This window comes from Pseudomonas frederiksbergensis (genome assembly GCF_003732275.1).
GTDB lineage: Bacteria > Pseudomonadota > Gammaproteobacteria > Pseudomonadales > Pseudomonadaceae > Aquipseudomonas > Aquipseudomonas frederiksbergensis_H.
Genome location: NZ_MOBM01000038.1, coordinates 1,251,221 through 1,269,398, shown reverse-complemented (window position 1 = coordinate 1,269,398; position 18,178 = coordinate 1,251,221). Strand labels below are relative to the sequence as shown.

At 56.5% G+C, this 18,178-nt stretch carries 12 protein-coding genes and 1 pseudogene; 3 read left to right on the top strand and 10 right to left on the bottom strand.

The annotated features are described in order from the left end of the window. Positions 1-291 precede the first annotated feature (291 nt). The gene (locus BK662_RS25220; protein ID WP_123359490.1) at positions 292-2,766 is read right to left on the bottom strand and encodes a UvrD-helicase domain-containing protein; all 2,475 of its coding nucleotides are present in this window, start codon (positions 2,764-2,766) and stop codon (positions 292-294) included. Positions 2,767-3,045: 279 nt separating this feature from the next. Here BK662_RS25220 and BK662_RS25215 point away from each other — a divergent pair, with 279 nt between their 5' ends. Further along, positions 3,046-3,741, top strand: a complete 696-nt coding sequence (locus tag BK662_RS25215; protein ID WP_123359491.1) for a pirin family protein — start codon at positions 3,046-3,048, stop codon at positions 3,739-3,741. A gap of 204 nt (positions 3,742-3,945) precedes the next feature. Here BK662_RS25215 and pgm read toward each other — a convergent pair whose 3' ends face one another. The 4 genes from pgm to BK662_RS25195 form a co-directional block, all read right to left on the bottom strand. Beyond that, positions 3,946-5,592 carry a phosphoglucomutase (alpha-D-glucose-1,6-bisphosphate-dependent) gene (gene pgm, locus BK662_RS25210; protein ID WP_123359492.1) on the bottom strand — a complete coding sequence of 549 codons (1,647 nt, stop codon included), beginning with the start codon at positions 5,590-5,592 and terminating at the stop codon, positions 3,946-3,948. A 110-nt stretch (positions 5,593-5,702) separates the two neighbouring features. Beyond that, positions 5,703-7,103 (bottom strand): aminotransferase-like domain-containing protein, encoded by a 1,401-nt coding sequence (locus tag BK662_RS25205; protein WP_123359493.1) that lies wholly within the window; start codon positions 7,101-7,103, stop codon positions 5,703-5,705. A 67-nt stretch (positions 7,104-7,170) separates the two neighbouring features. Further along, positions 7,171-8,661, bottom strand: a complete 1,491-nt coding sequence (locus BK662_RS25200) for a hypothetical protein (RefSeq protein WP_185047168.1) — start codon at positions 8,659-8,661, stop codon at positions 7,171-7,173. A gap of 567 nt (positions 8,662-9,228) precedes the next feature. Further along, entirely contained in the window at positions 9,229-10,251 is a 1,023-nt protein-coding gene (locus BK662_RS25195) for a zinc-dependent alcohol dehydrogenase family protein (protein ID WP_123359495.1), read from the bottom strand. A gap of 268 nt (positions 10,252-10,519) precedes the next feature. Here BK662_RS25195 and BK662_RS25190 point away from each other — a divergent pair, with 268 nt between their 5' ends. Continuing rightward, positions 10,520-11,434 carry a LysR family transcriptional regulator gene (locus BK662_RS25190; protein ID WP_123359496.1) on the top strand — a complete coding sequence of 305 codons (915 nt, stop codon included), beginning with the start codon at positions 10,520-10,522 and terminating at the stop codon, positions 11,432-11,434. 547 nt (positions 11,435-11,981) lie between these two features. Here the strand turns inward: BK662_RS25190 and BK662_RS25185 are convergent. Next, positions 11,982-12,983: a DUF2971 domain-containing protein gene (locus BK662_RS25185; RefSeq protein WP_123359497.1), complete on the bottom strand. Its 1,002-nt coding sequence runs from the start codon at positions 12,981-12,983 to the stop codon at positions 11,982-11,984. A gap of 107 nt (positions 12,984-13,090) precedes the next feature. Here BK662_RS25185 and BK662_RS35385 point away from each other — a divergent pair. Further along, positions 13,091-13,383: pseudogene (locus BK662_RS35385) on the top strand (DUF892 family protein); the annotation flags it as partial. A gap of 46 nt (positions 13,384-13,429) precedes the next feature. Here BK662_RS35385 and BK662_RS25175 read toward each other — a convergent pair. From BK662_RS25175 to BK662_RS25160, 4 genes are all read right to left on the bottom strand, one after another. Next, positions 13,430-13,930, bottom strand: coding sequence for a hypothetical protein (locus tag BK662_RS25175; protein WP_148057942.1), 501 nt, complete (start codon positions 13,928-13,930; stop codon positions 13,430-13,432). A gap of 185 nt (positions 13,931-14,115) precedes the next feature. Continuing rightward, the gene (locus tag BK662_RS25170; RefSeq protein WP_123359500.1) at positions 14,116-15,339 is read right to left on the bottom strand and encodes a maltoporin; all 1,224 of its coding nucleotides are present in this window, start codon (positions 15,337-15,339) and stop codon (positions 14,116-14,118) included. 204 nt (positions 15,340-15,543) lie between these two features. Further along, on the bottom strand, positions 15,544-16,545 hold the full coding sequence (locus BK662_RS25165) for an ABC transporter permease (protein WP_123359501.1): 1,002 nt from the start codon (positions 16,543-16,545) through the stop codon (positions 15,544-15,546). A 37-nt stretch (positions 16,546-16,582) separates the two neighbouring features. Next, entirely contained in the window at positions 16,583-18,145 is a 1,563-nt protein-coding gene (locus BK662_RS25160; RefSeq protein ID WP_123359502.1) for a sugar ABC transporter ATP-binding protein, read from the bottom strand. Positions 18,146-18,178: the final 33 nt, after the last annotated feature.

Here is an 18,178-nt window from a genome sequence, read left to right as displayed (position 1 = left end):
CTGCATGTATCCGCACTGGATGGACAGCGACCTGCGGCGAATCATTGCGCGCCAGTCGCAAGCAAAGCCTCGCCTTGGACCATAGGCCGGGATCGCGCCTCCCGCAACTTTTCGCAGCCATTCGGTACTGTCTCTGTGGCGAGCGAGCTTGCTCACGCTTGAGTGCGCAGCGCTCACAAACAATCAGCAATGTTTGTCAGATTTTTTGGGGCCGCTACGCGACCCAACGCGAGCAAGCTCGCTCGCCACAGGTTTTTCTGACTCAAGACTCTCAGTGAACGGCTTCAGGCGTCAGGCAGAGACTTTTCCTTGGCGATGATCCACGAAGAACGCCTTGCCTTTGCCGATCCGGTCGGAGGCCTTGGGCATGTTCGCCGCTTGGGTATCCTGGCCATCGACATACCAGTAGCAATGGCTGACTGCCCGGGTGATGCCCACATAAGCCAGTCGCAGAATCTCGTCTTTCTGTGCGCTGTCGTAAGCTTCGCTGTCGCCAGCCTTGCCAAGCCCGGCCATGCGATAGACCTGGTTCTTGTAAGGAGAACTGGTCAAGTGCTGGCAATCGCCCAGCAGAAATACCGCATCAGCCTGCAGGCCCTTGGCGCTGTGGTAAGTCAGTTGTTTGAGCCGTCGAGCCTCATACGGCAAGCTTGAATCCAGATTAACTACAGATTGAATATGCTCTTCTATCAATGACTTATCACTGCTTTTTCGATAAAGCATCAAGATTGAATCGCCCTTTCTGTAGTGCTCGATCAAGCGCTGGGCCATACCCTGGTCATCCCGATCGAGCACATTCACCGGCAGCAGCGCCTTGGGCTCGCCACTGGCCTTGGCCTTCTTGCCAGCGATCGCCGGCGCCGCGCGGACAATATGCTCCGCCGCGTCGATGATGTGCTGATGGCTGCGGTAATTGTCACTGAGCATCACTTTGGTCGTGCTCGGCGACGGGAACTCCTTGTTGAACTCCATGAAGTACGTCGGCGAGCTGCCGCGCCAGCCATAGATGGATTGCCAGTCATCGCCGACACAAAGCAATGACGAACGTTGCGCCCCGCGCCCCACATGCATGGTCGGTCCGCGACTGCGGATCTCGGCCAGGCTGGCGCGAATCCAGGAAACGATCTGCGGCGACACGTCCTGAAACTCGTCAATCATCAAGTGCGACATTGGCCTGAGCAGCTCATCGCTCAGCAGCTTGAGATTCTCCGGCGAATGCTCACTGAACAAGGCGAACATCCGGTTGTAAGTCATTACCGGTGGCGATTGATCCAGCAGATGATCTTCCAGCGCTCGCCAGAACAGGCTCAAGGCCTCAAAGAAAAACCGGTCCGGGTCATCCTTGGCGAAGCTCATCTGGCCCACGGCATTCGGCACATCCAGGCCGAGGTTTTCAATAAACCCGGCCGCCGCGACAAAACAGTCCAGCAACGGCGCGGAACCGAGCTCGCCCTTGACCTTGTAATCGAAGCCCGGCCCGGCGCTGGCGTCCCCGGCAAGCGATGCCAAAACACGCCGTGAAGACTCATAACTGTCTAACCATATCAAAGGCTTACGACAGAAAGCTTGAAACAACGTGCGCTTTACCGCCCATTCTGCGCGCACTGAGAGTTTGGCATTCGGACGGCTGACCTGGGGATTTTCCCGGGGATCGAAACCCAGCACTACCCAGGCGTCGAGCGTCGGAATGTAGCCGTGGCAATGAAAGGTCGAACCGTTGATATCGAAGGTCTGACGATTCGGTTCGATGCCCTTGATCGGCCAGGCACCGGCGCGAAACCATAGGTCTTCGATTGTGTCGCACAGTTCTTCATCGCGCTTGGCGGCCAATTCGGTCACCGCCATGCGCTTCTGCACGTCCGGGTGATCACGCTCCAGCTCCTTGAGCTGCAAGGCGTGACGCGACAACGGCTTGATCAGTTCGCGAAAACGCTCATCGCGAGTGTGCAGGCTGTGATAGCAGGCATTGAGTTGCTGGCGCTGGGCGTCGTTGATGCGCAGGTCGAAGGGGTTGCTGTCGACCTCCTCGTCGCCGCCTTGCGCGCGGTGACTGAGGTTTTCGAAGGCTTGCAGCCGCTCGAAACCCGGCAGGCTGCGGACCATCGGCAGGATGCGCGAATGGAAAGTGCGCACCAGATCCCGCGCTTCTTTAAGGTTGATTCCCCGGCCCCACACTGCAAACAGCTCGATCAGCTTATTGATGAAGTCCTTGCGCGATTCGCGAGTGAAGGTCACCACGGTCATCGAGCTCAACTCAAACCCCAGGTAGTGGCTGAGCAGCAGAATTCGCAGCACCAGGGTGGTCGACTTGCCCGCGCCCGCCCCGGCGATCACCGAGGTCGACGGTGTGTCGCTGAAAATCATCTTCCATTGGGCGGCGCTCGGTTGGGCATGCGCGGGCAGCAGTCGCGCCACGTCGGCCTTCATGCGCTTCTTCAGCTCAGCACTCAATGGCAGGCGCCAATCGTCGAACAGATTGTCATCGACATTGGGCGGTCGATGTTCGGTTGAGCGCGAGTCACGAATCAACAGAACCTGCCGACCTTCCTCCAGCCCCTCGAGTTTGCCTTCCTTATAGCCGTACTCCACGCCGGCGCTGTGACCGCTGCGAAAACCGTCGGCTTGGCCATGCAGCCAGGACGCACGGTGTTGCGCGCGCAGACGGGTAAGACCGTGGCCAAAGAACCGGGCGGCCAGGCGCTTGAACAAAGGCATCTCGGCCAAGGGACGAAGTTCGGGGGGAAGATCGGGGGTGTGTTGCGGCACGCTGACGGACTCCAGGGTGTGAGGCTGTTGAGGGCTATGGTGTCTGCATTTGCCGTTGAGTTCTAGTGAAATGCTTATAGGTCATTGGCTTATACGATGAAGTGAAGGCTGGGTGAGAATGTTTCGAGGTTATTTGATATCAGCTAATTCGATTGTATTGAGGCATTTTTTACGCTTTTTATCGATGATTGCCTGATAGATGATGCTTGCCATCAACCACCGGTTCTCGTTTGTGGCTCAGGCGTTCTGCCCCATGACGAACCTTTTCAGGAGACGATCATGCTTGAACTCAGACCTTTCAACTCGCTGGGTGGCGCGCATCATGGCTGGTTGGATGCCCATCACCACTTTTCGTTCGCCGAATACCACGACCCCAAACGCATGAACTGGGGCAACCTGCGGGTGTGGAACGACGATGTGATTGCCGCCGGTACCGGGTTCCCGCAACACCCGCACCGCGACATGGAAATCATCACCTACGTTCGTGAAGGCGCGATTACCCACCAAGACAACCTTGGCAACAAGGGCCGCACCGAAGCGGGCGACGTGCAGGTCATGAGCGCCGGCACCGGGATCGCTCACAGTGAGTACAACCTGGAAGCGACCGAGACCCGGATTTTTCAGATCTGGATCATCCCCAACGAAGTCGGTTCGGCGCCGTCGTGGGGTGCCAAACCGTTCCCTAAAGGCGAGCGCGAAGGTTTCGTGACCCTGGCCAGCGGCAAGGCCGGCGACGATCAAAGCCTGCACATTCGCGCTGATGCGCGTCTGGTGGCGGCGAATCTGAAGGCCGGTGAGTCCGCGGAGTATCACCTGGATAGCGGCCGTCGCGCCTATCTGGTCCCAGCCACTGGGGTCATTGAAGTCAATGGCTTACGTGCACAAGCTCGAGACGGTGTTGCGATTGCCGATGAGCAGGTGTTGCGCGTGACCGCGATTGAGGACAGTGAGATTGTGTTGGTGGATGTGGCTTGATGGGGTAAAGGCGGGACAAAAAAGGGGCGACCGTTAATGGTCGCCCCTTTTTTCATTTTCCATTTGTGGCGAGGGAGCTTGCTCCCGTCCGGCTGCGAAGCAGTTGTATCCAACCAGCGAGGTGTACCTGTTACACCTCGCCAACCGATTTGGGGCCGCTTCGCGCCCCAGCGGGAGCAAGCTCCCTCGCCACAGGGCCCTCAATCACTTCGCAGAAATCGCGCCATCCACAAGTGTCTGAGCTTCCGCTACCAACTGTTTGAGGTGGTCGTCGCTGACAAAGCTTTCCGCATAGATCTTGTAGATATCCTCAGTGCCCGACGGACGCGCCGCGAACCAACCGTTCTCGGTCATGACTTTCAGACCGCCAATGGCCTGGTCGTTGCCCGGCGCATGACTGAGGATGCTCTGGATCGCTTCACCCGCCAGTTGAGTCGAGGTGACCTGATCCGGCGACAATTTGCTCAGCAGCGCTTTCTGCTCAGGGTTTGCCTTGGCATCGACCCGTACCGAGAAAGGTTCGCCCAGCTCATCGGTCAATGCGCGATAGGCCTGGCTAGGGTCACGGCCCGTGCGAGCGGTCATTTCCGCGGCCAGCAATGCCGGAATCAAGCCGTCTTTGTCGGTACACCAGACACTGCCGTCCTTGCGCAGGAACGACGCGCCAGCACTTTCTTCACCGCCAAAACCGAGGGAGCCGTCGAACAGGCCGTCGGCAAACCATTTGAAGCCGACCGGCACTTCGTACAGACGACGGCCCAGACGCTTGGCAACACGATCGATCAAGCCACTGCTGACCACGGTTTTACCCACGGCCGCATCGGCGCGCCATAGCGGACGGTTCTGGAACAGGTAATCGATCGACACCGCGAGGTAGTTGTTGGGTGCCAGCAAACCGCCGGACGGGGTCACGATGCCATGGCGGTCGTGATCCGGGTCACAGGCAAAGGCCACGTCGAAACGCTCTTTCAGGCCGATCAGGCCTTGCATGGCGTGGCTGGACGATGGGTCCATGCGGATCTGCCCGTCCCAGTCGACGGTCATGAAACGGAATGTCGCATCAACCTCTTTATTCACCACCTCCAGGTCCAGGCGGTAGTGCTCGGCAATCGCCGACCAGTAGCGCACCCCTGCTCCGCCCAGCGGATCGACACCCAGACGCAGCTTCGCATCGCGGATGACGTCGAAGTCGATCACATTGATCAGGTCGGCGACATAGGTGTTGAGGTAATCGTGACGATGGGTGGTGCTAGCCTTCAGCGCCTGCTCGTAGCTGATGCGTTTGACACCGGCGAGTTTGGCCGCCAGCAACTCGTTGGCCTTGGCTTCGATCCACTTGGTGATGTGGGTATCGGCCGGGCCGCCGTTGGTAGGGTTGTACTTGTAGCCGCCGCTTTGTGGCGGGTTGTGGGACGGGGTGATGACGATACCGTCCGCCAGGCCCGAGGTGCGCCCACGGTTGTAGCAAAGAATCGCGTGGGAAATGGCCGGGGTCGGCGTGTATTCGTCGCCTTCGGCGATCATCACCGTCACACCGTTTGCCGCCAGGACTTCCAGGGCACTGGCACCGGCCGGCGTGGACAGCGCGTGGGTGTCGATCCCGACGAACAGCGGACCGTCGATGCCCTGGGCTTCGCGGTACAGGCAGATCGCCTGGCTGATGGCCAGAACGTGCCATTCGTTGAAACTCAGGTCGAACGAGCTACCTCGGTGTCCGGACGTGCCGAAGGCGACGCGTTGGGTAGAAATGGCTGCATCGGGCTGGCCGGTGTAATAGGCCGTTACCAGTCGCGGGATGTCGACCAACAGTTCTGCCGGTGCCGGTTTGCCCGCAAAAGGACTGAGTGTCATGCAAAACCTCTGAGAGAGAGTGGTTCGGGAATAGAACGCAGTTTACTGACAGTTTGCCCCTGGCGCGATGTTATCGATTGTCAGGTTCAGGGGAGGATTTGCACTTCGACTCAGTCGAGCGATTCCAGACGCAAGGCATCCCCCAAAAGTCCCAGTGCGTCGGCGAGGTCGTGGTGCCCACCGAAGGTGTGGCTCAGGCGCAAGTGCTGCCGGTGCAGGCCCTGCAAGCTGAACAATTCTCCCGGCGCAATGACTACATGCTGCTTGAGTAAACGCTCGAACACTCGACGCACATCAACCTGGCGCAACGAGCGGATCCAGATCGTCGCCCCGCCTTGGGGTTCAACGAAGTGCAGCGCATCAGGCAGACGTTCTTCAAGCAACTGAGTCATCTGCACCATGCGTTCCTTGAGTAATCGACGCAACACCAGCAGGTGTTGATCAATGCGTCCGTTGCTGTACAGCCGCGCAATGGCCTTCTGACGAATCAGCGACAAACGGAAAGCGCGTAGCAAAAAGTGCCGTTGCAATTCGGCACGCAGTTGTCGTGACAACAGATAGCCGAAGGGCGCCTCCGACCCGATGATCTTCTCGAATGTGGAAAACACGATCAGCCGATCCGGGTCCAGCAGATCGCGAAACCGCAGGCCGCCAGGCTCGAATTCGAGCTCGCCGTAACAGTCATTTTCCAGCACCCAACTGCCATGTCGTTCCAGAAGTTGTGCGGTGGTTTGCCTGTGGCCGTCAGGCGCCACACTGCCCCGGGGCATGTTCAGCCCCGATGAAAGCATCACCAGCCGCACCCGCTTGGTCTCAAGCAGCTCCTTCAACTGCTCAAGATCCAGGCCGCCATTGGCTTGCAGCGGCAGCTCGATCACCTGCACGTCCGCGTCCTGGAGCAGGCGCAGAATGACCCAGTCGCAAGGCGATTCGACCACCACCACAGCGTCTTTGAGGTCAAGGATGGCGATCAATATTTCCAGGACTCCTCGCAGGTCGGCGCCGATATAGACATCATCGGCATGCCAGCAACGTGTCGGCGAAGTGGTGTAGCGCGCCGCGAGAGCTGTACGCAGCTCCAGCTCGCCGCAGGGTTGCGAGGACGGTTGTGGCTGGCGCGGATACTGGCGCAGCAGTTCTCTCTCCAACAGCAGCAACGGGCTATCCAGGGGTTGTAATGACGCCGGCTCATCGGCGCTCAGCACCAGCATGCCGGGACGTCTGGCGTTGACATAAACCGTTTCGAGCAGGTCCTTGCCGCTACCGGGTATGCCGATTGAGGACACGGGGAGTGCGTAGTAGCCGGACTTGGCCACCGAGTAGACGCGCCCTTCCTTCTCCAACAGCGAGTAGGCGTACTGAATGGTCGAGATCGACACGCTCAGGCGGTGCGCCAGCTGTCGCAATGAAGGCAGGCGCACTTGCACGTCACTGCCCGGCTCATTGATCAGGTTAGTCAGGTAACGGTACACCGCCTGATACGCAAAATCGGTATCTCGTGGTCCTTTCATGGGTAATGGCCGAACAGGCTGCGAACGTCGTGACGCATCCTTGCTGAATCCGTCAAACCTGGCACTTTCACCGGCCCGTCGACCATTCGCCAGCCACGGTCGCTCCACTATCGGGTTCCGTGGTTTCAGCTTGCACTCCCACGTCGCCGCTTTCCATGACGAGCGCCCCGCCCTCATCCCGAACCAGCGGCCCCATGCGGTAAAGCGTACCGATCAGGCTCACGGGCAACCCGCTGACATCGACCATCCACTGCAGAACCTGCTCGGGTGCCGGACCGCCCTGCATCGCCCGGTGCAAGTCCGGTAACGCCACGAGCATGCCGGGATGGCATTGACGAAGAAAATGCTCAAGCGCCGCACCGTTATCGGCAAAAGGGGCGAACAGCAGACACACCAATTGAGCCTCGCTCAAACCGAGGTTCTTTTGTGCTTCGGCCGCCGCCAATGCGCGCTGGTCGGTCATTGTCATCGGGTTGCCGAAGGTCTCCATTGCCTGTTCGCAAAAGCGCTCTGGAACCTGTTTACGACGCATCATCACCAGCGCCCGCTGCAGGTATTCGCCGACGCCCCTCTCGTAGGTGCGACCGTGTACAAAGCACGCTTGCAAGCCACGAGGATGCGCGGATATCGACAGACTTACGTAGTCGTTATCACTGAGCTGAGCCGACAACTCGTCAGGTTGGAACCCGAGGAAATCGGTGAGCAGTGGCCAGCGATCTTCCAGATTACTGACCAGCATGTCGTGAATATCAATGAAGGTCGTGCGGCGACAGGTTTCAAAACGATCGGAGGGACGCCACGCAGCCTGGGCCGATTCAGGATAAAACTCGCGGTAGCAATCGCTGCCCAGTTCATCGAGTCGCGCGAACAGACACTCGTAGCCCGTTTCATGAGGGTCCGGTGTCTTGAGCCCGGCTTTGGCCGCCGCACGATTCAATCCCTCGAGAAACTGTTTCTGCCGACGGGGCGTATCGCTACTGATCAATGCATCCACCCCCTTGTCCCAGCGGGCGATCTGTCCGTAAAACTCACCGGTCGCCAGGTACCCGTCATCCCACAGATCAAGCGGCCCGTCCCAGGCACGGCGGTGCCCGACCATCAGCAGATTGAGCCGATTCGACTCGCGACCGGCTTCGGAAATCGGCGCCAGATGGTTGAACGGCAGGACTTCACGATTATCGACCATCAACACTTCGACCCGGGGATCGTCGTAGAGAAACAACGCAGAGCAGCTGCGATGAATATTTTCCAGGGCAGTCGAAGCAGTACCGTTCAAGCGCAAAGTCGCCACTCGCAATTGAAACGTCGCCGGAGCCCTGCCGGCGATACTCAGCTGCGCGGCGCGCAGTAGCGCCAGGGTGTAGCAGCTGTCGCGAGACCCGGACTGGATTGCCAGCACTTTGTAATCGCCAATACGCTCAAAACCTCCTGCGGACACCACCAGGCGCTGAATCAGCAATTGCAATGCCGTGCGCTCGGCGCGAGAGAAAAAACCCAGCAAACGCTGCAACATTTGCTGGTAAACATAGTTCATTGCCTGATCATGGGTAGCGGTCATCATTATTTACCTGTAACTCATAAGTTCAGTGCCACGCAAACAACGAAATGGAGTGCGCAACAGGTTATCTGTCATGAAATGGAATGCCGGGGTTGTTGTTCAAATGCTAGCACTTAAGCACTGTGTAATTATTTGAAATGATTGAATCTGACGGGCACCCCAAGGAGATACAAATCGCCGCAACGCCAGGCAGAATGGGCCTCTTGCGCTCCCGCGCGATTTCCTAGGAAATTTCCGACAGCGTCCCACAGACACTTAGCACAGGAAATAAAGAAAGAAGTTGCCAATGAATGTAAGACAACTGAGCGGCGCCGCATTATTTGTTGAGCATATATTGCCGGCGCGCATTGAGGAGTTTCAGCCAGATACTCAGCCATGACTCTTTCCTTGAGATGAAAATAATCATTCAATTATCAGGGCTTATATAATGATTAGAAGATACAGATTGAGAGCAAAAACCAGTTCAGTTGCTGAACCAGACCACCGACAGATCGATGGAACGTCTCATTTTGGAGCGACTGCCAGCAGAAGAGTCCGTGTTCACACGGACTCTTGCAGAGGAAGGGCTCAGGCAGACTCGACCTGAAGGGCGACCCGTTCGCGGCATGGGCATTCGTCCATATAGCGGTGGGCTTCGACAAACTCGGAAAATGGGAACACCCGGGTCTTGAGCGGCAGCAGCACACGGTCCGCGGTCAACTGGTTGATGTCACGCAGGGCACGTTGCAGTGCGGCCTGGTCCTGGATGATGCCCAGTTCTGGCTTGCCGGTGAAGTTACCGATGCAATGCACGAAGAACTGAATGTTCTTCTGGAACGCCGCGCAGGCGGGGAATGGCGTCTGGTTACCCCCTTGCAGGCCATAGAGCACCAGGCTGCCGCGAGGCGCCAGCACATCGCCGAGCAGCGACATCTGCGGCCCGCCAAGGCCATCGAACACTACGTCCACACCGCGATTGTCGGTAATTTTGTTGATCCGCATGAGCAGATCTTCTTCCTCGGTAACGATGACCTTCTCGGCGCCGAGGGACAGCAGGTACTCACGCTCATCCGCGGTTTTAGTCGCAGCGATCACTCGCACACCGAGGGCTTTGCCCAGTTGCACGAACGACGGTCCGGCACAGTGACTGGCATCGGTCACCAGGGCAAATTGCCCGGGTTTTACTCGCGCCAGATCGGCGTAGGCAAAATAAGCGATCAATAGTGGCGTGTAGTGCACGCTGGCTTCGATCGGGCTGAGCACGTCCGGGTAGAGAGTCAGTGCCGAGCGCGGCAGAACGATCTGTTCGCCGTAGACCGGGTAATCGTTGGGACTCTCGGCCGGGAAGCTGGCGACCTTGTCACCAACAGCCAGGTCATCGACGCCTTCGCCGACCATCGTGACCACGCCGGCCATTTCATGACCGAGGCCAGAAGGCAGACGAGCATGGGATGAAGCCAGGTTCTGGCGCCAGAGAATGTCGTACCAGCTGATGCCAATCGCTTCGACGCGCACCTGCACTTCGCCCGGCGCAGGCAGGGCTGCCGCATGCTCTTCGCATTTGAGCACCTCGGCCGGACCAAACTTGTGAAAACGGATCGTGCGGGACATCGCAAACCTCGTCAAAGAAACCTCTAATGCCCTGAACTTTATCTGGGCTTTCTACCCAAGACCATCAGTGGCTATTAATAGTCGACATGCCTGTCATTGATTCCGCAGCGACGGCGACATCATCCAATGCCGTAAAAACCGAAGCAGCCTTTCAGAAAAAACTGAATTACCCTGTGCAGAGTACCAGCCTTTGCCCGTAAGATTCATGCCGGCCATTGTTCTCATATGGTCGCTCACGTCAAGTTTGCTGAATCTGCCAGGACTCCAGATGAATCGTAATGACCTGCGTCGTGTCGACCTGAACCTGTTGATCGTTTTCGAAACACTGATGCACGAACGCAGCGTGACTCGCGCTGCGGAAAAACTGTTCCTCGGCCAACCGGCCATCAGCGCGGCGCTCTCGCGCCTGCGCGGGCTGTTCGATGACCCGCTCTTCGTGCGCACCGGCCGCAGCATGGAGCCTTCCGCCCGGGCGGTGGAAATCTTCGCCCTGCTCTCGCCGGCCCTGGATTCGATTTCCACCGCTGTCAGTCGTGCGGCGGAATTTGACCCGGCGACCAGCACCACGGTGTTCCGCATCGGCTTGTCGGACGATGTTGAATTTGCGCTGCTGCCAATGCTGCTCAAACGGCTGCGCGCTGAATCGCCGGGGATCGTGCTGGTGGTGCGTCGGGCCAACTACATCCTGATGCCCAGCCTGCTGGCTTCGGGCGAGATCTCCATCGGCGTCAGCTACACCGCCGACCTGCCGGCCAACGCCAAGCGCAAAGTGCTGCGCCGCAGCATGCCGAAACTGTTGCGAGCCGACACGGTGCCGGGGCCATTGAGCCTGGATGATTTCTGCGCCCGCCCCCACGCGTTGGTTTCGTTCGCGGGCGACCTGAGCGGCTTTATAGATGAAGAGCTCGAGAAACTCGGCCGCAAACGGCATGTGGTGCTGGCTGTACCGCAGTTTAACGGGCTCAGTACGCTGATCAGTGGCACCGATATTGTCGCGACCGTGCCCGATTACACGGCTGAAGCGTTGACCGCGGCTGGCGGTGTACGCGCCGAAGATCCGCCGTTGCCGGTGCGCAGTTTTGAATTGCACATGGCTTGGCGCGGGTCGCAGGATAATGACCCGGGTGAGCGGTGGTTAAGGTCGCGGATTCAGATGTTCTTCGGCGATCCTGAGAGTCTTTAGGTTTCGTCGGGCAGGCTGTTTAGCTGATCATTTCTGGCTTTTCATAGACCATGGAGATCTACACACTTCCAGAGGATGAGATACCTGGGGGCATATCGGAGGGCATGCTTTGGGGACGTTGAAACAGATGCCCCCAGTTCAAGGTCCAACACTCCCTTCGCGAAATATCACTCGCGGCTGTCCCCAGCCGCCGTAGAGCGCTATACAGCTACCTCAGTTGATGATCGACGGAGCGTTCTCAGTCATCAGATCGGAGGCTAGATCTTAGCCCGCAATCGTCATTTTCAGGTAATGAATGGCGGATACGCGTTTCACCTACATTCTCATTGAGCCATTTCCCAACAACCGGATGAGGCATGTCGACGATAAGGGCACTCACAGAGTTTCACAGCTTCGCCCACGAAAAGCATTCCATCCGGAACAAGGTCTACAAGATTAGCGTTCGGCGTGTAGCATCCCCTCTTCCGTCAGGTAGCACCAAAGAATGCCAAGTCAGGTGTTTCGTACCACCAGTGGCTCCCACTTCTCGTCCAAGCGAAGTTTCTGGTTACTCATGGATTAATTCCCACCGAGGCATGTTGCCCTGCTGCCGTCCCCCCCTGGAACACCAATCGTCCAAGCTGGTAGGCAACGAGACCATCCGGTACTCGTTTGGCGCAAGCGTGACTTTGTAGACTGGTATATCGATGCCTCTGCAGATCTTCAAGATCTCGAGCGCATCAGCATCTGGGATTTTGGCCCCTAGATGAACGGCCTTGAGGGGCGCGGGAAAGTTGGAGCCTTTCACCTCTCTATCGCCATCTGGAACTACCCAGCGCCACTCACGCTCGTACTGCCAGTCGACAGCCTTGCACAACGATGCAGCAATGCCAAAAAGAGCGTTGTAGTCTTTGCCCAAGTTGTGGGCTCTGAGGATCGGGGTGACGTCGAACAGCTTGTCTGTATAGGCAACCGGCCATAGCGTGAGGGTGGGAAGCTCATTCCGATGGAGCCTTGTGAAGTCGTACTCCATGGCAAAGCCGGTGTGGTTGTGGCCATAGTGACTCCACATCAGCACCGAATCCACACGCGCACTTAGGCTGCAGATTTTGTAGCTGGTTTTGAGCTGATCAATGAGGGTCGGGAGCTGCCCGGCCTGGTGATTCGGCGCCAAAACCTCTACTTCATGGAGCCATTGATCCACGTTCAGGCGGGGTGGCTCCTGAGCCGATGCCAGTGCTACTACCGCTGCAATGGGGTCATCGGAGGCCAGAGCAGTGACGACCTGATCATCGCTGAAGCTCAGTTCATCGAGTTTTTTCCAAGCAGCGAGCTTCCGGTAATCAATCCAGAACGCCGTGTCGTATGGGTCGTTGAACTCATTGGCGACGCCCAGATAGAGGGTTTTCTCAGCCAAATTTTTGAATGCGTACTCGCCGCATTTTCTGATTTTGAAAAGCCGATTGGGCGTGTGCAGAATTTTCCCGTTGACTAGCTTCGGGATGTCCATATCACCGATAGTGGCCGACGAAATGTTCTCAATGAAATCTCTTACCCATTCCCTATCCACACGAATTCCTTTGGCTATGTGCTGTGCTGATGCCGGAGAAATTACCACACCTAGAACCCCAGTTTGCCTACGCTGCCAGCATCCTTAGCAGCTTGTCACAATCATCAAAACTGAATGATGAATGTCTTTCCCGCCTTGGTGGCAGTTCTTCGAACCTCAAGGATGTGACCGGAAAGCTAATGGCGTTGGGACAAGCCATAGGCGGTTCGAGCATGAGTGATGAAGTAATCAAAGGTGAGATGGCTGGCTACGTTTTTGAGAACGTGGAAACCGCTACTTATGCGGTGCTGATTTCAGCAGCGGATGCCCCCTTGCGATGCAAGCCAGAGCAGTCTGCGAGCAAATTCAGTTTGGCCTTAACGTGCAGCGAACGCTGAATGCCGCTCAGTGGCTGTACTAGCCCCCATAGATGTTTGCCCTCGGCAGAGTGCTCCCACTTTCCTGAGCTATTTACTGGCGGCTGCTTGCTTTGGATCTTTCAAAGTCTCTTCGCCCAACGCCAGCATCACGCTAAGTAAAGTGAGACTGAAAACCATGACAAGCGTACGAGTTACATTCTCAGCGCTCAACGAGTCCGGTTCGACCCAGTGCCAAACCGTTAAGAATCCCAGTATCGCTCCTAGACCCGTTCTGCCTGCTGTCAAAAAACTTCCACCAATGTCACCTAAAAAAAGATGCACAGCGTCGAGCCAACGCTGATACCGAGCGGACATGAACCTCCACTTGTATTTAACGATTGCAGCCACCGCGAATGCTAAACACAGCCACGCGTAGTAGCCCATCAAAAAAGGGGCGGCGAGTAAAAGGTCTAGCATTGCCTTGAACTGTGCTGACGACTCTGAATTTAACAAAACTGGCACTCCTCCCAATGCGAAGGCGAGTGCCAGCTCCCGGGATGCCCTAGCAACAACGTGCAATTTTGGACGTGTTTTTTTAACCTTGAACATATCAATCCTCATCGTGCGTACTCGTTGGATCCGCGCTGGCTTTGCTCGGAGCAGCAACGATTAATGAAGACAACGAAAGCATGTGCAGGTCTCCCTTACAACTCGATAGTCGAAGCCCTACCTAGAGATAGCTGGCGGTAGGGCTTCCCGGAGGTCAGTTGACGTAACCCTGTTGGCTGACGCGCCTATTTCCACCAATACTCAAGCTGCACACCAACGTTCGAGCCATGCAAGGCGTTACCAAATGCACCTGTATCCGAAAGCGCTGACCCGGCGGCCATTTGATTCGCTGCGCGTTGGGCCGCTTCGTTCCAGGACGCATAGGTGTAATACAGACGAAGCTCTGGACGATTCCAGTAGCCAGGCCCTGCAGGAGACCAAGTTGGCGCAATGGTGAATTTCGTCAGTTTGCGCGTCCCACCGGGAGCCTCCACTTGGTCTCGGCCAATCTCAGTGCTCAATTTGAATTGATCAGTGAACGCATAGACCGGACGTACCCCCACAGAAAGCCAGTTTTGGTCATCCCCATCTGTACGTTTGTCCTTTTGGTAAACCACCTGGAACTGCCCACTGAATCGCGGAGTCATTTGCCAGTCGAAGTACTCCACAACGCGCCAACTCTGGTTGCTGTTGTCCAAGGTTGGGTCGCCGGTGTAACTCAAAGCCGTTCCCGGGCCTCGTCCGTACTGCACCGCGAAAGTATTGAGCCCTCCAAGAAAGCCTTTCTGCTTGTGTTGCGCGATGGCCGACCAACCACTGTGGGAGTCATCATCCTTGCTATCTGGCTTGTCGAGAAAGCTCACGCCCAGTTGCACACCACCGCCGGGGTTGGTATCGAAGCCACTGACGGTGAAATCGTGGCGGTTGATGTAGTCCTCTTGGAACAGGTTGTCTTTGCGCGAAAAAACGTAGCTGTACTTGAGATCACCGATACCTACTTGATCAAAGCCGAAACCATTCGAACTCTGGTTCCAATAGAAGTAGTCACTCATTTCGATGCTGTTTCGATTGTAGTAACGGCGGCCCGCCCAAAAGGATCCTCCGTTAAGAGCGGGCATTTTGCTCCACTCAGCGTACATCTGATTCATTCGTGCAAAGCCATAGTCCCCCGTAAACTTTGGAGTATGGCCGTACTGGTTGTACAACTGAGCCATACCTTCGACGCTAATGGCGGAGCCATCATCGAGCTTGAGAAGATCTTGCCGCAGATCAAGTTCAAAGTACTGTTCGCACTCATTACCCAACCGATACTTAGATTGCGCTCCCGGAAGCTGAAAGCAAGATTGACGGCCGCCCTGCAGGGCGTTACCTGTACCAGTACGAAGATAGCCGCTGAAATCCAGCGCATTTGCAGATAGGGGCATCGCTACAGCCACACCTACACTCCAGAAAACAGTCTTGAACGTCATATTGCGTCTCCACTTCTTATTTTTATTGGGCACAGCCGAACCCTGCCCGGAAGATTCCTCTTCCAGCGACGTGGTCTTTTCTTAAGTTTGGGTAGTGCGTTTACAGCCTGGAGCCAACCTTGCGATGTCGATCGGGAAAGACACCCACAGATACGGCTCCAGTGTGACGATTACAAGATCACCTTCTCCGGTGCTTCAGCCAAATCATGATTTGCCTCTGGATTTGGCATATGTATCGAAACCAACCGCCAGAACAATGATGATTCCAATGACCACTTGCTGGTAGTACGCGGACACGTTCATGATCACGAGGCCATTGATGAGCACGCCGATGAGCAACGCTCCGACAATCGTGCCGCCGACTCCGCCTAAACCACCAAACAGACTGGTACCACCGATCACCACTGAAGCGATAATGCGCAGTTCGTAACCCGTGCCGGCAACTGCCTCAGCCGATCCAAGTCGGGCAGAGAGCAGGAATCCAGCCAGCCCTGCGAGGAAGCCGGTGATTACATAAACACTCAGAACAACGGATTGAACACTTAAGCCTGAGAGTCGCGCTGCTTCGGGGTTACCGCCAACAGCATAAACCTGCCGGCCATATCGGGTGTAGCGCAGAGCGATGTATCCCACTAGAGCGACAACCAGAAAGACCAGGACAGGTACCGGTACGCCCAGTACGTCCCCTCTTCCCCACCAGCGGAAGGCTTCATTGAAACCGCTCACAGGCGCGCCATCATTCACAATGAGTGTCGCACCGCGCCATACGGTCAAACCGCCAAGCGTCACAATGAATGCGGGTACGCCGAACCGAGTCACCACCTTGCCATGGAGGTAGCCCGCCATAGTGCCGACAGCACACGCTGCGAGCATTGCAACGAGCCACCCCATGAAGAAGTCGCCGCCCAGTGCCTGCATCAAAAATGCACCGCTGATGGCTGCGAATGCGAGCAGCGACCCCACTGCAAGATCGATTCCCCCGGTGAGAATCACATAGGTCATTCCCACACCAATGATCCCGTAGATCGACACTTCGGTAAGAATGTTTTTGATGTTTCGCGCCGACAAGAACATTGGGTTGTATAGGGTGAAAATGACGATAAGTGCGACAAGAAACAACAACACGCCATACTTCTCAAAGAACCCGACTATCTCAATCTTTTTCCGGCGTTCCACGACTGATTCACTCGATGCTGGCTTGATCATTTTTATTTACTCGATAGACGATGCGGGTGCGACCCGTTCAGGCCACGCCTTGCTGCGAAAACGATGAACTCACTCCTTGAGCCATACGCGCCATGAGAAGCTCTTCAGTAGCCTCATCAGCGGAGACAATTCCGGTTATTTGTCCTTCACGGAACGTGACAATCCTGTCGCTGACCGCCATGACTTCAGGCAATTCGGAGGAAATGACGATTACGGCTATGCCGGCGCGGGCCATGTCGAACAGAAGTTGATGAACTTCCGCCTTGGCCCCTACATCGATGCCGCGCGTTGGCTCATCGACGATGAGCACCTTCGGCTTGAGGGCCATGCATCGGGCCAAGATCACTTTCTGCTGGTTGCCACCAGACAAGGTTCCAATGGCCACGCTGTCGTTAGGCATCTTGATGCGCAGTCGCTTCTGGTAGTCCTGGATGAGCTGGGTTTCAGCCCGGTCATCGATAAACATGCCCCAACGCTGCAATCCGCCCAGACTCGGCAAACTCATATTCCAACGGATTGAGTGGCTCAAAAAGCAGGCCTGTTGCTTCCTGTCCTCCGGAACAAGCGCAACGCCAGCGGCGATACCTTCTCTGGGAGATTTGAACGGAGAGACTTGGCGCCCATTGACGTAGATCATCCCTTCATCGCATCCGTCGGCACCGAAAATCACGCGAGCCAACTCAGTGCGGCCTGCCCCCACCAGCCCAGCGAAACCAACAATTTCCCCCGCCCGTACATCGACGGACATGTCAAGCAATGGCGTCGCATGAAGACTCCGTCCTCCACCAGCGGCTGTCCTGGAAACACTTTGCACCTTCAGCATCACCTCACCTGGTGCTCCCGTGAGCGGTTTGCGGACAAACTCCACGTCCCGGCCAACCATCAGTCGAACAATGTCATCAACACTAACGTCGCAAACGTCGCCAGAGGTGATGTAGGCTCCGTCGCGAAAAATGGTATAGCGATCACAACAAGCCTTCACTTCGTTGAGCTTGTGCGACACATAGATGATGCTGATCCCTTTAGCCTTCAAATCTGCAATGATTTCGTGCAGCTTGTCGACTTCACGGCCACTGAGCGCAGCAGTAGGTTCATCCATGATGATGAGCTTTGCATTCATGGTGAGCGCCTTGGCGATCTCGACCATTTGCTGCTCTGCCACGCTCAGCTTGCGAACCATCGTCCTTGGCGTAATGTGCAGACCAAGATCGTCCAGAACATGCTGCGCGTCACTGAACATCTGCTTCCAGTCAACGAAACCATGTCGTAGTGGTTCACGACCGAGGTACATATTTTCGGCGACTGACATGTCGGCGATAAGATTGAATTCCTGGTAGATCGTAATGATGCCTACCTCCTGGCGACGTATGGGGGTGTCATGCTCCCCAAGCACGTGACCATTGAATTCAAGTGAGCCTTGACCAGCATCCGCAGGCTGAGCCCCGGCCAGGATCTTTAGAATGGTGGACTTGCCAGCCCCGTTTTCACCCAGCAAAGCATGGGCTTCACCTTTCCCGACTTCGAGCTGTACGCCGTTGAGCGCGACGACACCCGGAAAGGTTTTCTTGATATTGCGAACTTGCAGCAGCCTATCGTTCATCTCGATGCCTCCCAGCTCTGGATTCGCTAGACA

Bases quoted from the DNA above. Each gene is read 5' to 3' on its own strand.
- BK662_RS25215 (WP_123359491.1), top strand. From the start codon at position 3,046: ATGCTTGAACTCAGACCTTTCAACTCGCTGGGTGGCGCGCATCATGGC.
- pgm (WP_123359492.1), bottom strand. From the start codon at position 5,592: ATGACACTCAGTCCTTTTGCGGGCAAACCGGCACCGGCAGAACTGTTG.
- BK662_RS25205 (WP_123359493.1), bottom strand. From the start codon at position 7,103: ATGAAAGGACCACGAGATACCGATTTTGCGTATCAGGCGGTGTACCGT.
- BK662_RS25200 (WP_185047168.1), bottom strand. From the start codon at position 8,661: ATGACCGCTACCCATGATCAGGCAATGAACTATGTTTACCAGCAAATG.
- BK662_RS25195 (WP_123359495.1), bottom strand. From the start codon at position 10,251: ATGTCCCGCACGATCCGTTTTCACAAGTTTGGTCCGGCCGAGGTGCTC.
- BK662_RS25190 (WP_123359496.1), top strand. From the start codon at position 10,520: ATGAATCGTAATGACCTGCGTCGTGTCGACCTGAACCTGTTGATCGTT.
- BK662_RS25175 (WP_148057942.1), bottom strand. From the start codon at position 13,930: ATGTTCAAGGTTAAAAAAACACGTCCAAAATTGCACGTTGTTGCTAGG.
- BK662_RS25170 (WP_123359500.1), bottom strand. From the start codon at position 15,339: ATGACGTTCAAGACTGTTTTCTGGAGTGTAGGTGTGGCTGTAGCGATG.
- BK662_RS25165 (WP_123359501.1), bottom strand. From the start codon at position 16,545: ATGATCAAGCCAGCATCGAGTGAATCAGTCGTGGAACGCCGGAAAAAG.
- BK662_RS25160 (WP_123359502.1), bottom strand. From the start codon at position 18,145: ATGAACGATAGGCTGCTGCAAGTTCGCAATATCAAGAAAACCTTTCCG.